Raw genomic sequence first — 12,431 nt, 5'->3', positions numbered from 1 at the left:
CACGGCATCAATCCTCGGCGATCCGCCCCGCGTCCACGCGCAGCCGCCGGTTGGTCGCCACCGCGCCGAGCATCCGCCGGTCGTGGGTGACCAGCAGCAGCGTCCCCGGGTAGCCGGCCAGCGCCGATTCCAGCTGCTCGATGGCGGGCAGGTCCAGGTGGTTCGTGGGTTCGTCGAGCACCAACAGGTTCACCCCGCGCCCCTGCAGCAGCGCCAGCGCGGCCCGCGTCCGCTCGCCGGGGGAGAGCGTCGCGGCCGGTCGCAGCACGTGCCCGGCGCGCAGGCCGAACTTGGCGAGCAGTGTCCGCGCGTCCGCCGGCGACATCTCCGGTACGGCGGTCCGGAACGCGTCGATGAGCGGTACGTCGCCGAGGAAGAATCCCCGGGCCTGGTCGACCTCGCCGACCACCACGCCCGGGCCGAGCGCGGCGTGGCCGGCGTCGAGCGGCAGCCGACCCAGCAGGGCGGCCAGGAGCGTGGACTTGCCGGAGCCGTTCGCGCCGGTCACCGCCACCCGGTCGGCCCAGTCGATCTGGAGGTTCACCGGTCCGAGCGTGAAGCTGCCGCGGCGTACCACGGCGTCGCGGAGCGAGGCCACGACGGCACCGGCGCGGGGCGCAGCGGCGATCTCCATCCGCAGCTCCCACTCCTTGCGCGGCTCCTCGACCACGTCCAACCGCTCGATCAGCCGCTCGGTCTGGCGGGCCTTCGCCGCCTGCTTCTCCGTCGCCTCGGCGCGGAACTTCCGCCCGATCTTGTCGTTGTCGGTGGCCTTGCGCCGGGCGTTCTTGACACCCTTCTCCATCCAGGCGCGCTGCGCCCGGGCGCGGGCCTCCAGGGCGGCGCGGGTGTCGGCGTACTCCTCGTAGTCGGCGCGGGCGTGCCGGCGAGCCACCTCCCGCTCCTCCAGGTAGGCCGCGTAGCCTCCGCCGAAGTGGTTGACCTGCTGCTGCGGCAGGTCCAGCTCCAGCACCCGGGTCACCGTCCGGGTCAGGAACTCCCGGTCGTGGCTGACCAGCACCGTGCCGGCGCGCAGTCCCGTCACGAACTCCTCGAGCCGCTCCAGCCCCGCCAGGTCCAGGTCGTTGGTGGGCTCGTCGAGCAGGAACACGTCGTACCGGCTGAGCAGCAGCGAGGCCAGCCCGGCCCGGGCCGCCTGGCCGCCGGAGAGACCGGTCATCTCCTGCTCCAGGTCCACCGCGAGACCCAGCTCGGCGGCGACCTGCTCGGCCCGTTCGTCCAGGTCCGCGCCGCCGAGTGCCAGCCATCGCTCCAGCGCCTCGGCGTACGCGTCGTCGGCGCCGGCCCGACCGGCCGTGAGCGCCTCCGTGGCGGCGTCCAGGGCGACCTGCGCCGCGGCCACCCCGGTGCGGCGGGCCAGGAAGGCGCGCACCGTCTCGCCCGGGCGCCGCTCCGGCTCCTGCGGCAGGTGCCCGACACTCGCGGTGGGCGGGTTGAGCGTGACGCTGCCGGCCTCCACCGGCAGCAACCCGGCGAGCGTACGCAGCAGCGTCGACTTCCCGGCGCCGTTCGGGCCGACCAGGCCGACGACGTCGCCGGGTGCGACGACCAGGTCCAGTCCGGTGAAGAGCGGCTTGTCGCCGTGCCCGGCGGAGAGGTTCTTGACGATCAACGTGGCGCTCATGAGGAGGCGAGCCTATCCGGCCCGGCGTACGTGACCCGCCCGGAAGGTGCAGACTCGGCGGAGTGGTGACCACACTGGCGATCGACTGCGGTGGCGGGGGCATCAAGGCCTCGGTCCTCGACGAGGCGGGCACGATGCGGACCCGCCCGCTCCGGGTGCCCACGCCGTACCCGCTGCCCACCTCGCTCTTCGTCAAGACCCTGCTCGACCTGGGCGCCCAGCTGCCCCCGGCGGACCGGGTGACCGTCGGGCTGCCCGGCATGCTGCGGCACGGTGTGGTGGTGGCCACACCGCACTACGTCACCCGGGCCGGGCCGCGTACGAAGGTGGATCCGGACCTGCTCGCCGAGTGGTCCGGCTGGGACGTGCGGTCGGCGCTGGCCGACGCGTTCGGGGTGCCCGCGCTGGTTCTCAACGACGCCGAGGTGCACGGCGCCGGGGTGGTGGCCGGCACGGGGCTGGAGCTGGTGCTCACCCTCGGCACCGGGCTGGGCTCCGCCCTCTTCGACGGCGGGGTGCTCGCGCCGCACCTGGAGCTGTCGCACGCGCCGGTGCGCTGGGGAATGACGTACGACACGTACATCGGCGAACCGGAACGGCGGCGGCTCGGCGATGCGTTCTGGTCACGTCGGGTACGGGGTGTGGTCGAGGGGCTCCGACCCGTGTTCCGCTGGGACCGGCTCTACCTGGGCGGGGGCAACTCGCGGCTGGTCCGGCCGGACCAGCTGGCCCGGATGGGCGACGACGTGGTGGTGGTGCCGAACACGGCCGGGATCGTCGGCGGCGTACGCGCGTGGGACCTGGCCGCCGCCCGCCCCGCCTGACCGTGCGGAGGCTTTGCCGTACTCCCGCCCACTCAGGAACAGCTGAGGCCCGGGCGGCGTTACGTGAGTGTCAGGTGAGTGACCGACGCGAGACGAGGGGTGGTAATGGATCTTCTGGCCGACTACCGGCGGGCGACCTTGTTCTTCGAGATCGGTGACGCCACCGAAGCCGCCCGGCTGCTCGAGCCGATCGTCGAGGCGGAGCCGAACAACGCCTCGGTGCGGCAGCTGCTGGCCCGTGCGTACTTCAAGTCCGCCCAGCTCAACCGGGCCGAGGAGCACCTGCAGGAGCTGGTCGATCGGGACCCGAGCGACCACTACGCGCACCACGTGCTGGGCCGTACGCTCGAGCGGCTGAACCGGTACCCGGACGCGCTCCGGCACCTGCGGATCGCCGCCGCCATGCACAGCGACAACCACGACTACCGCACCGCGGTCTCCCGGGTGGAGAACCGGGTCAGCGGCGGTCGCTGACGTCGAAGCGAACGGACAGGGCAGCCCATCCGGGCTGCCCTTCGCCGTCTCCGGGCCCCGGCCCGCCGGACCTAGGATGAACTGGTGAAGCTCAAGCTCGATCTCCACGACATCTACAACAAGGGTCACGACATCGACCGCGCGCTGCGGGCGATCATGGACGAGGCGGTCGCCAAGAAGGCCACTCTCGTGGAGATCATTCCGGGGAAGGGCTCCGGTCAGCTCAAGAAGCGGGTGCTGCGCTTCCTCGACCAGAAGGACGTCAAGCAGCTCTACCACCGGGTGGAGAAGGACTCCAAGAACTTCGGCCGCCTCTTCGTGCACTTCCGCTGGAAGTAGGGGCGCCGAGCGCCGGCTACGCGGTCATCGTCGGGCCGGCGCTGCCATCAGCGCATCGATCTCTGCGAAGCCCAGTGATCCGTCGAGGGCCTGGTAGGTCCCGGCGGTCAGCAGTTCGCGGGTGGCGCGCCGCGCTGCCGCGTACGCGGTGAGGGCGATCGCCGGGCCGAGGCTGATCCGGGCGACGCCCAGGGCAGCGAGCTCACCGATCGAGGGTGAGCCCGGCCTGGCCATCACGTTCAACGGCACCGTGAGCTCGGCCGCGAGCACCGCGATGGTTTCGGCGTCGGCCACGCCGGGCACGAAGATGCCGTCCGCGCCAGCGGTGACGTAGGCCGCCGCCCGATCCAGCGTGTCCCGCAGCCGGGTGGCCGGATCTCCGAGGGAGAGCAGGTAGGTGTCGATCCGGGCGTTGATGAACAGCGCCGCACCTGCGCATTTCCGCGCGGCCGCGATCCGGTCGACGTGTTCGGCGGCCGGCCGCGGACCTTCTTCCAGGTTGACCCCTACCGCTCCGGCGTCGAGCACCCCGCGGATCGTCTCGGCGACTCCGTCGGCGTCCTCCGCGTACCCGCCTTCGATGTCGGCGGTGACCGGCACGCTGACCGCGGACGCCACGCGGGCGATCAGGTCGAGCGCGCGGTCACGGCCCATCGTCTCGCCGTCGCCCGCGCCTACGCTCCAGGCCACCCCGGCGCTGGTGGTCGCGACGGCGGCTGCGCCGGCCTCCTCGATCAGCCGGGCGCTCGCGGCGTCCCAGGCGTTGGGGAGCACCAGCGGCTGACCGGGACGGTGCAGGGTGCGCAAGTGCAGGGCGCGTTCGTGCTGCGAGTTGGTCATGGACCTGAGCAAAGCACCAACAGCGCAGCGGTTCTGGCGGGTATCGGACCAGACCGTGACGGCGCCCTGGGCGTCGAGCGCCGCAGAGCTTCCCCTTCTACCCGCCGGTGCACCTGGCAAGGATGGCCGCCGGATGTGGCTAGGCTGTTTCGTCGGCCGCACCGACGATGGCCGGCCGGCCCTCTGGGTCTGAGTGGGGAGCGTGCCCGGATGGTGGACAGAAGCGACGTCGAGGCGGCCGCCGCCCTCATCGACGGCCGGGTACGGCAGACGCCGGTGCTCACCCTCGCCGGTGGCGAGCTCGGCGTACCGGGGCGGCTCAGCCTGAAACTGGAACTGTTTCAGCACGCGGGCTCCTTCAAGCCGCGTGGCGCCTTCAACCGGATGCTCCAGAGCCCGTTGCCGGAGGCGGGCGTGCTCGCCGCGTCCGGCGGCAACCACGGGCTCGCGGTCGCGTACGCGGCCCGGGCGCTGGGCGTACCGGCCGAGGTCTTCGTGCCCGTCACCGCCTCGCCGGTCAAGGTGGAGCGGCTGGCCTCGCTCGGCGCCCAGGTGCGGCAGGTCGGCCAGCACTACGCGGAGGCGCTGGCGGCGAGCACCCGCCGGGCCGAGGAGACGGGCGCACTCGTCGTGCACGCGTACGACCAGCCGGAGGTGGTGGCCGGCCAGGGCACGGTCGGCCGTGAACTCGAACGGCAACTGGACGGGATCGACACCGTGGTGGTCGCGGTCGGGGGTGGCGGCCTGGTGTCAGGGATCGCGACCTGGTTCGACGGCGGGGTGCGGGTGGTGGCCGTCGAGCCGGAGCAGATTCCCACCCTGCACACCGCGCTCAAGGTCGGCCGCCCGGTGGACGTCGAGGTGGGCGGCATCGCCACCGACTCGTTGGGGGCCCAGCGGATCGGTGGGATCGCCTTCGACACCGCCCGCCGTACCGGTGTGGTCTCCGTGCTGGTTCGCGACGAGGACCTGGTCCGGGCCCGCCGGCTGCTCTGGTCGGAGTTGCGGGTCGCCGCGGAGCTGGGTGGCGCCGCGGCGCTGGCCGCGTTGATCGGCCGGGCGTACGTGCCGCGCGAGGGTGAGCGGGTGGCGCTCATCGTCTGCGGCGGCAACACCGATCCGAGTGACCTGGCCGCCCGCCCGCACTGAACCCGCCGGTGCACGCCCGGCGGACCGGTCCAGGGTCCGGTCCGCCGTCAGACCGGATAGGTGCGGGCCACGGCGAGCATCTCCGAGCTGTGCGAGCCGACGATCCCGACGTCCGGCGGGCGAGGCCGGAAGCTGGGCAGCTCGGCCAGGCCGTCGCTCGCGTCCATCGCCCGCAGATCCACCCGATCGCCCTTCGGGGCGACGGTGAGTGTCACCTCGAAGCCCTCCGTCGGCGGGGCGTGCAGGACCACCCCGAAGCCCCAACGGCCGGAGCGGGGTGTGACCGGCACTGGGCGGCCGGCGACCTCGGCGCGCAACACCGTGGCCGTCGTCGTGTCGACGTGCAGGCTGGCCAGGCGGACCGGGCGCTGCGGGGTGACCCGTACCCGCAGGGTGCGTTCGCCGCCCGCGCTGCTGTCGGCCAGGATCTCGACCTTCGGGGCGGGCAGGTTCACCGGCTCCGCAGGGCCGCCGCGGAAGGGGTGATCGCCGAGCGCCGGGAAGTCCGCGACCGAAGTCGGACCGTCGACGTACCGGCTGGTCCACGGTTGCGGATCGGTCTCGTCGGTGAGCCACCGGGCCGAGTTGGCGCCGGCGTCCAGGGCGTACATCAGATGGGTGGGTGCGGGATGCGCGGCGTCGAAGCGGTCGACGCGGAGCCCCACCCCGGCGCAGACCACCGCCGCGACCGCGCCGGCCAGCGCGGGCAGCGCACCGAGCCGCCGGGCCCGTAGCGCCACCAGGCCGCGCTGCCCGCCGGCCTGGGGATGCACCAGATCCACCACCGGCAGTACGGCCAGCCCGAGCAGCACGGTGACCACTGCGGCAACCCCGCCCATCGCCATGCCGAGCGCCGGGAAGAGCAGCACCACAGTGGGCAGCAGGATGACCACGGCCACCGCGCCGCCTGCGGTGACGGCGACCACCGGCCACGGCCCGTCGATCCGGGCGCCGAGCGCGACCAGGCCGGCGAGCGCGCCGGCCAGCGCCGGCAGGGAGGCGAGGTACGCCCCACCCGGCACCAGCACCGCGAGCACCACCCCGAGCAGGGCCAGCCAGGCCAGCCCGCCGACGGCCAGCGCGGCCGGGCCGATCCGGCGGCGGGTCAACGCGTACCAGGTGCAGACGACCGCGGCGGCGAGCGCCAGCACGGCGAGCCGGTACCAGGTCGGCCGGTACGGGTCGAGCAGCTCGGCGTAGCCCGGCCGGATCGTGGTGATCAGGGCCCAGAACGCCTGCGCGGCGAGCGGGGCGGCCACGATCGGCACCAGCGCCAGGCCGAGACCGGCGGCCAGCCGGCGACCGTCGGCACGGCCCCGCCGACGGGCCAGCCAGCCCAGCGCGACGACCGCGGCCAGCGCGAGCAGCGCGAGCGGGAGGGTCAGTTGGCCCGGGTAGCGGACCAGTCCTCCGGGCACCGGGAAGTAGGTGTCGTCCCCGTCGGCGGTCAGGTCGGTGAGGTCGATCCGGCCGAATTCACGGGCCATCCCGAGCGCGTTGTCGCCGTGCTGCTGAAGGCTGGCTCGGTCCAACGCCGCGGCGATGTCCAGCGGGGTGTGGTAGATGGCCCCGCCGTCGATGTACGCGGAGTTGAGGCCGACGAAGCCATGTGCCATGAACGCGGTGAAGTCGGTGTCGTTGGGCAGTGCCCGGTAGATCTCCACGGCGAACGAGGTGCCGACGGGGTGCGGCGCGGCCCGGGCGAAGACGTCCACCAGCTTCGCGTTCCGTGGCGACGTCTCGAACATGATCACCGGCCCGGTCGAGCCGCGGGCCTCCAGGTTGAGCACCACCCCGCCGTCGGCGGCGAGGGGGTGGCCGGCGGCGAACCCGGACGCTCCGCAGAGACACGCCTCCTCGGCGTCGGTCAGCACGAAGACGATGTCGTTGCGGGGTCGCGGTCCGGCGGCCAGCGCCCGGGCCACCTCCAGGACGGCGGAGGTGCCGGCGGCGTCGTCGTTGCCACCCGGGCCGGACTGCACCGAGTCGTAGTGGGCGACCAGGAAGACCCGGCCGGTCGGATCGGTCCCGGGCAGCCGGGCGACCACGTTGCGGACCCGGGCCAGCGTGGCACCTCCGGCCGCCCCACTGAGTTGCCCGGCCTCCGGTGCGACGGCGTCCTGCACCTGCGTCTCCAGGCCGAGCCCCCGCAGTACCTGCTCGACGTGCGCGCGGACCTCGTCGTTCGCGGCGCTGCCGGCCGGGTGCGGGCGCGCGGCGATGACCTCGACGTTCCGGAAGGCCCGGTCGGCACTGAACTCGCCCGGCGGCGCGTCGGCCGGTCGCGGCGCCGGGGGCCGCAGGTCGACGAGGCTGACGGCGCCGACGGCGACCAGTGCGGTGACGGCCGCCACGGCGGCGACCAGCCGACGCCGGGGCCTCGCGAGTGACCGGTCGGCGCCGGGTACGCCCGGGATCGGGTGGGCGGGTGCGCGGTCCGGGGCCGGGGTGGGAGGTGCGCCCACGGGAAACTCCTCGGGGACGGGGCCAGGGGTGGAATCATCCTGCACCGCGTCGGCCGGGGATGGACGCCCGCCCGTCGGCGACTTCGGCGCCGTCCGGCCACTGCCCGGCCGGCGGGTTCCGGGCGGAGGTCGACCGTCCGGTCGACGGGACGCTATCTGTCTGCTTTGCCCGCCTATCGGGTAGTGATTCGGCCCATGCCCGGCCCCACCGAGTCCGTCGTGTTGTGTGCGACCGTTGTCTAATACAGGATCAGCAGGGCACTCGGAAGGAGCCCGACATCACCAGCGAACTCCCGCGTCTCGCGGCGGTGACCCGGCCCAACCGGGGGACCGGTCTGGCCGGTTCCTCCGTGGTGCCGTACCCGCACGGCGGCCTGGGACGGCACGCTCACCTGCCGCCCGGCGAGCGGCTGCGGGTGCTGCTGGTCGAGGACGACGAGGGTGACGCCTTCCTCGTCGGCGAGCTGCTGGCCGAGACCAACTCGATGATCGACCTGCTGGTCGCGACGAGCCTCAGCGAGGCACGCCAACGGGTGACGGGCGTGGACTGCGTCCTGCTCGACCTGGGCCTGCCGGACGCCCAGGGCCTCGACGGGCTGCGCCAGGTGCTGGAGATGGCCAGCGGTGCGGCGGTCTGCGTGCTGACCGGGCGCAGCGACGAGCACCTCGGCATCGTGGCGGTGGCCGAGGGCGCCCAGGACTACCTGGTCAAGGGTCAGGTCGACGGCGTCCTGCTGACCCGGGCGCTGCGCTACGCGGTCGAACGTAAGCGCGCCGACGAGAACGCCCGCCGGCTGCGCGAGGTCGAGCTGCGCCAGGCCGAGTCGGCTCGCCTCGAACGGGGCCTGCTGCCGCAGCCGCTGATGACGACCGACCAGGTCGCGGTGCACACGTTCTACCGGCCCGGACGACACGCCGCGCTGATCGGCGGCGACTTCTACGACGTGGTGCAGACCCGTCCCGACCGGGTGGACCTGATCGTCGGCGACGTCTGCGGGCACGGGGTCGACGAGGCGGCGCTCGGCGTCGAGCTCCGGGTCGCCTGGCGTGCCCTGGTGCTCGCCGGGGTGCCCGACGACGAGGTGCTGCCCGCGCTGGAGCAGGTGCTGATGAGCGAACGCCGGCTTCAGGAGATCTTCGCGACCGTCGCGACGGCCCGACTCGACCTGAACCAGAACCGGGCCGTCGTACGGTTGGCCGGTCACCCGCCGCCACTGCTGCTCGCCGGCGGTGAGGTGGCACCGGTGCCCGCCCCCGGCAGCCTGTTGCTCGGCGTCCGGCCCCGTCGGCCGGTCGCCTACGACCTGGAGTTCGACACCGAGGACTGGTCCCTGTTGATGTACACCGACGGCCTGATCGAGGGACGCGTGGGCGACAGCGACGATCGGCTCGACGTGCCCGGGCTCAACGAGCTGCTGGAGGAACCGGCCAGCCGGGGGGTACCCCTGCCCGAGCTGCCGGCCTGGCTCGTCGGGCGGGCCGAGCAGATCAACGGTGGTCCGCTCGCCGACGACGTCGCCATGCTGCTGGTTTCCCGGGGAGGTGGCCGGTGATCGCCGGTGTGCGCGAGTGGAGCCTGCGCCAGCGGGTGGTCGCGCTGCTCGCGGTCGTCGGGGTGCTGCTGGTCGGGTTGGCGGTGACGGAGGCGTCCCTGGCCGAGCGGAGCCGCAACCAGGTCGACGCGCTGCTCAACAAGACCAGCCCGCTACGGGTGCAGTCGCAGGAGTTGCTCAACGCCCTGCTCGACCAGGAGACCTCGGTCCGTGGCTTCGCCGTCAGCGGCGACCGGGCCGACCTCGGCCCGTACGACGCCGGGGTGCGGCAGGAGCAGGACATCGTCTCGTCGATGCGGCGACTCCTGGCCGACTACCCGCAGATCGAGGGAGAGCTGCGCCAGGTCGAGACCCGGGCCGACCAGTGGCGGCAGTCGGTCGCGGAGCCCGTGATCACCACGACCGAGCAGCGTGGCACCGCCGCCGGTCAGGCCCTCGTCACCGAATCGGCCCGGCAGCAGTTCGACGGCGTCCGGGTCGCCGTGGACGACCTTCAGGCCGAGATCCTCAACGCCCGGGAGAGCAACGCCCGCGAGGTACGCCGTACCGGCAACCTCCTGGCCGTCCTGCTGATCGTCGCCGCCCTGGTGGTGGTGGTCGCCGGGGCACTGCTGCTGCTCTCGCTGGACCAGACGGTGGTGCGTCCGCTCACCGGTCTCGCCGACCAGGTCCGGGAGGTCGCCGAGGGCGATTTCGCCCACGTGATCTCCGGTACCGGCCCGCCCGAGTTCGTGCAGCTCGCGGAAGACGTGGACGCGATGCGCCGCAGGATCGCGGCGGACCTGGCCGAGGTGCGGGAGGCCCGGGAGCGGATCGAGTGGGTCAACACCCAGCTCCAGAAGCAGGCCGAGGAGCTGACCCGGTCCAACCGTGACCTGGAGCAGTTCGCGTACGTCGCGTCGCACGACCTCCAGGAGCCGCTGCGTAAGGTCGCGAGCTTCTGCCAGCTGCTCCAGCGCCGCTACGCCGGCCAGCTGGACGAGCGGGCCGACCAGTACATCGCGTTCGCGGTCGACGGCGCGCAGCGGATGCAGCGCCTGATCAACGATCTGCTGGCGTTCTCCCGGATCGGCCGGCTGACCACCGGTTTCACCGAGGTCGACCTCAACAAGGTGATGGGGGACGTGGCCGGCCAGACCGAGGCGGCCCGGCAGTACGCGGACGCCGAGCTGACCTGGTCGGAACTGCCGGTGATCCGGGGCGAGGAGCCGCTGCTCACCAACCTGCTCGCCAATCTCGTCAGCAACTCGATCAAGTTCCGTCGGCTGGACGTGCCCGCGAAGGTGCACGTCTCCGCCCGGCTGGTCGGCGAGGAGTGGGAGATCACCTGCCGCGACAACGGCATCGGCATCGAGCCGGAGTTCGCCGACAAGATCTTCGTCATCTTCCAGCGGCTGCACCCGAAGGACGCCTACCCGGGCACCGGGATCGGGCTGGCGATCGTCAAGAAGATCGTGGAGTACCACGGCGGTCGGGTCTGGGTGGACACCGACGTCGCCGAGGGCACCGCGATCCGGTTCACGCTGCCCGCGCTGCCGGAGGATCTTCCCGCGACGGGGGAGGGCCCGGACGAGACGGCGGCTACCGTCGCGGACGCGGACGCGGAGGCGGGTACGACGGCCGGCGGTGCGAACAGCGCGCCGGAGCAGCCCGCCGGGGCGGAGCGTACGGAGCAGGCGCCGGCAGGCGATAGGACGGGCGGCATGAGGGAGACGGTGGGATGACCGTACCGGCGGACGGCAGGAGCCCGATCGAGGTTCTGCTGGTCGAGGACGACCCGGGCGACGTGTTGATGACCCAGGAGGCGTTCGAGGAGCACAAGCTGCGTAACCGGCTGACCGTCGTCTCCGACGGGGCCGAGGCGCTGGCCTACCTGCGCCGTGAGGGCCGGTACGCGGACGCGGCGACCCCGGACCTGATCCTGCTCGATCTCAACCTGCCGCGCCGGGACGGCCGTGAGGTGCTCGCGGAGATCAAGAAGGACGAGCAGCTCCGCCGGATCCCGGTGGTGGTGCTCACCACCTCCCAGACCGACGAGGACATCCTGCGCAGCTACCAACTGCACGCCAACGCGTACGTGACCAAGCCGGTGGACTTCGATCGGTTCATCGCCGTGGTCCGCCAGATCGACGAGTTCTTCGTCAGCGTGGTCAAGCTGCCGCCGCGTGGCTGACACCCTGATCGACGACGTGGGTGGGCTGCTCCGGCAGGCAGCCGACCAGGTCGTCGTACCCCTGTTCCGGAAGCTCGACGACTCCGACGTCGCGGAGAAGGCGCCGGGTGACATCGTCACCGTGGCCGACCGCCGGGCCGAGGAGATGATCTCGGCGGCGCTGCGCGAGCTGCGTCCCGGCTCGGTGGTGGTGGGTGAGGAGGCCGTCGCCGAGGACCGGGGGCTGCTGCGGCACCTGCGTGACGGCGGGGACGTCTGGATCGTCGATCCGATCGACGGCACCGCCAACTTCGCCGCCGGCCGCCGGCCGTTCGCGCTGATGGTGGCGCTGTTGAGCGAGGGCCGGCCGGCCGCCGCCTGGGTGCTCGACCCGCTCGCCGACACGCTCGCCACCTCCCGCGCCGGTGAGGGGACGTACGTCGACAGGCACAGGGTCCGTACCGACGAGTCGACGCCGGAGTTCGGCCACCTGCGCGGCATGGCGATGACCCGGTTCCTCCCGACCGCCACCCGCGACCGGGTGAACGCCGGCGGTGACCGCCTGGGCGAGCTGCTTCCCGGGCAGCACTGTGCGGGACGGGAGTACCTGGACATCCTCGTCGGTCGGCAGCAGTTCGCGCTCTTCTGGCGCACCCTGCCCTGGGACCACGCCCCCGGCACCCTGCTGGTCGAGTGCGCGGGCGGTGTCGCCCGCCGGTTCGACGGCGCCGACTACCACCCCGCCGACGAGGGCCACGGCCTGCTGGTCGCGGCGAGCGAGCAGATCTGGAACGACGTCAGCGCGGCCCTGCTCGGCGGCTGATCCCCGCGCTCGGCGACCGTCCCGACACCGTACGTCGACGCGGTGCGCCCTCCGCCGTCACGGGACTGGCCGGCGCCGCTCGGTCCGGTATCGTGACCGGCGGTCACCGCCAGCAGGCCGCCGACCGGGGCCGGCGGGACCGCCGCCGCGCAGGTTGCACCGGGGGG

11 protein-coding genes are annotated in these 12,431 nt (G+C 73.1%); 8 read left to right on the top strand and 3 right to left on the bottom strand.

From position 1 onward, the window contains the following. Nucleotides 1-7: 7 nt before the first annotated feature. Nucleotides 8-1,645 carry an ABC-F family ATP-binding cassette domain-containing protein gene (locus tag BXA10_RS01650; protein WP_076466755.1) on the bottom strand — a complete coding sequence of 546 codons (1,638 nt, stop codon included), beginning with the start codon at nucleotides 1,643-1,645 and terminating at the stop codon, nucleotides 8-10. Between the two features lie 62 nt (nucleotides 1,646-1,707). Between BXA10_RS01650 and BXA10_RS01645 the strand changes: the two genes are divergently transcribed. From BXA10_RS01645 to BXA10_RS01635, 3 genes are all read left to right on the top strand, one after another. Further along, nucleotides 1,708-2,469 carry an ROK family protein gene (locus BXA10_RS01645; protein WP_076466754.1) on the top strand — a complete coding sequence of 254 codons (762 nt, stop codon included), beginning with the start codon at nucleotides 1,708-1,710 and terminating at the stop codon, nucleotides 2,467-2,469. Between the two features lie 105 nt (nucleotides 2,470-2,574). Next, on the top strand, nucleotides 2,575-2,943 hold the full coding sequence (locus tag BXA10_RS01640) for a tetratricopeptide repeat protein (RefSeq protein ID WP_076466753.1): 369 nt from the start codon (nucleotides 2,575-2,577) through the stop codon (nucleotides 2,941-2,943). An 84-nt stretch (nucleotides 2,944-3,027) separates the two neighbouring features. Next, nucleotides 3,028-3,282 carry a Smr/MutS family protein gene (locus tag BXA10_RS01635; RefSeq protein WP_076466752.1) on the top strand — a complete coding sequence of 85 codons (255 nt, stop codon included), beginning with the start codon at nucleotides 3,028-3,030 and terminating at the stop codon, nucleotides 3,280-3,282. A gap of 24 nt (nucleotides 3,283-3,306) precedes the next feature. On the opposite strand, the gene BXA10_RS01630 is transcribed toward BXA10_RS01635, so the two are convergent. Further along, nucleotides 3,307-4,122, bottom strand: coding sequence for an isocitrate lyase/PEP mutase family protein (locus BXA10_RS01630; protein WP_076466751.1), 816 nt, complete (start codon nucleotides 4,120-4,122; stop codon nucleotides 3,307-3,309). Between the two features lie 210 nt (nucleotides 4,123-4,332). Between BXA10_RS01630 and BXA10_RS01625 the strand changes: the two genes are divergently transcribed. Further along, a complete protein-coding gene (locus BXA10_RS01625; protein ID WP_076466750.1) occupies nucleotides 4,333-5,271 on the top strand; it encodes a threonine/serine dehydratase in 939 nt (312 codons plus the stop codon). Between the two features lie 47 nt (nucleotides 5,272-5,318). Here the strand turns inward: BXA10_RS01625 and BXA10_RS01620 are convergent, their stop codons facing one another. Next, nucleotides 5,319-7,736, bottom strand: coding sequence for a M28 family peptidase (locus BXA10_RS01620; protein ID WP_175649077.1), 2,418 nt, complete (start codon nucleotides 7,734-7,736; stop codon nucleotides 5,319-5,321). A gap of 308 nt (nucleotides 7,737-8,044) precedes the next feature. On the opposite strand from BXA10_RS01620, the gene BXA10_RS01615 reads away from it, so the two are divergent. Genes BXA10_RS01615 through BXA10_RS01600 form a run of 4 tightly spaced genes read left to right on the top strand, consistent with a single transcriptional unit; the run spans nucleotide 8,045 to nucleotide 12,264 of the window. Continuing rightward, nucleotides 8,045-9,289 carry a PP2C family protein-serine/threonine phosphatase gene (locus tag BXA10_RS01615; RefSeq protein WP_245828088.1) on the top strand — a complete coding sequence of 415 codons (1,245 nt, stop codon included), beginning with the start codon at nucleotides 8,045-8,047 and terminating at the stop codon, nucleotides 9,287-9,289. Continuing rightward, a complete protein-coding gene (locus BXA10_RS01610) occupies nucleotides 9,286-11,013 on the top strand; it encodes a sensor histidine kinase (RefSeq protein ID WP_076466749.1) in 1,728 nt (575 codons plus the stop codon). Before BXA10_RS01615 ends, BXA10_RS01610 begins: the two co-directional genes overlap by 4 nt. Continuing rightward, nucleotides 11,010-11,462, top strand: a complete 453-nt coding sequence (locus BXA10_RS01605; protein WP_076466748.1) for a response regulator — start codon at nucleotides 11,010-11,012, stop codon at nucleotides 11,460-11,462. Before BXA10_RS01610 ends, BXA10_RS01605 begins: the two co-directional genes overlap by 4 nt. After that, a complete protein-coding gene (locus BXA10_RS01600) occupies nucleotides 11,455-12,264 on the top strand; it encodes an inositol monophosphatase family protein (protein ID WP_076466747.1) in 810 nt (269 codons plus the stop codon). Before BXA10_RS01605 ends, BXA10_RS01600 begins: the two co-directional genes overlap by 8 nt. Nucleotides 12,265-12,431 lie beyond the last annotated feature (167 nt).

This window comes from Micromonospora avicenniae (assembly GCF_900156065.1).
Taxonomy (GTDB): domain Bacteria; phylum Actinomycetota; class Actinomycetes; order Mycobacteriales; family Micromonosporaceae; genus Micromonospora; species Micromonospora avicenniae.
This window is presented reverse-complemented; position numbering and strand designations above follow the sequence as displayed.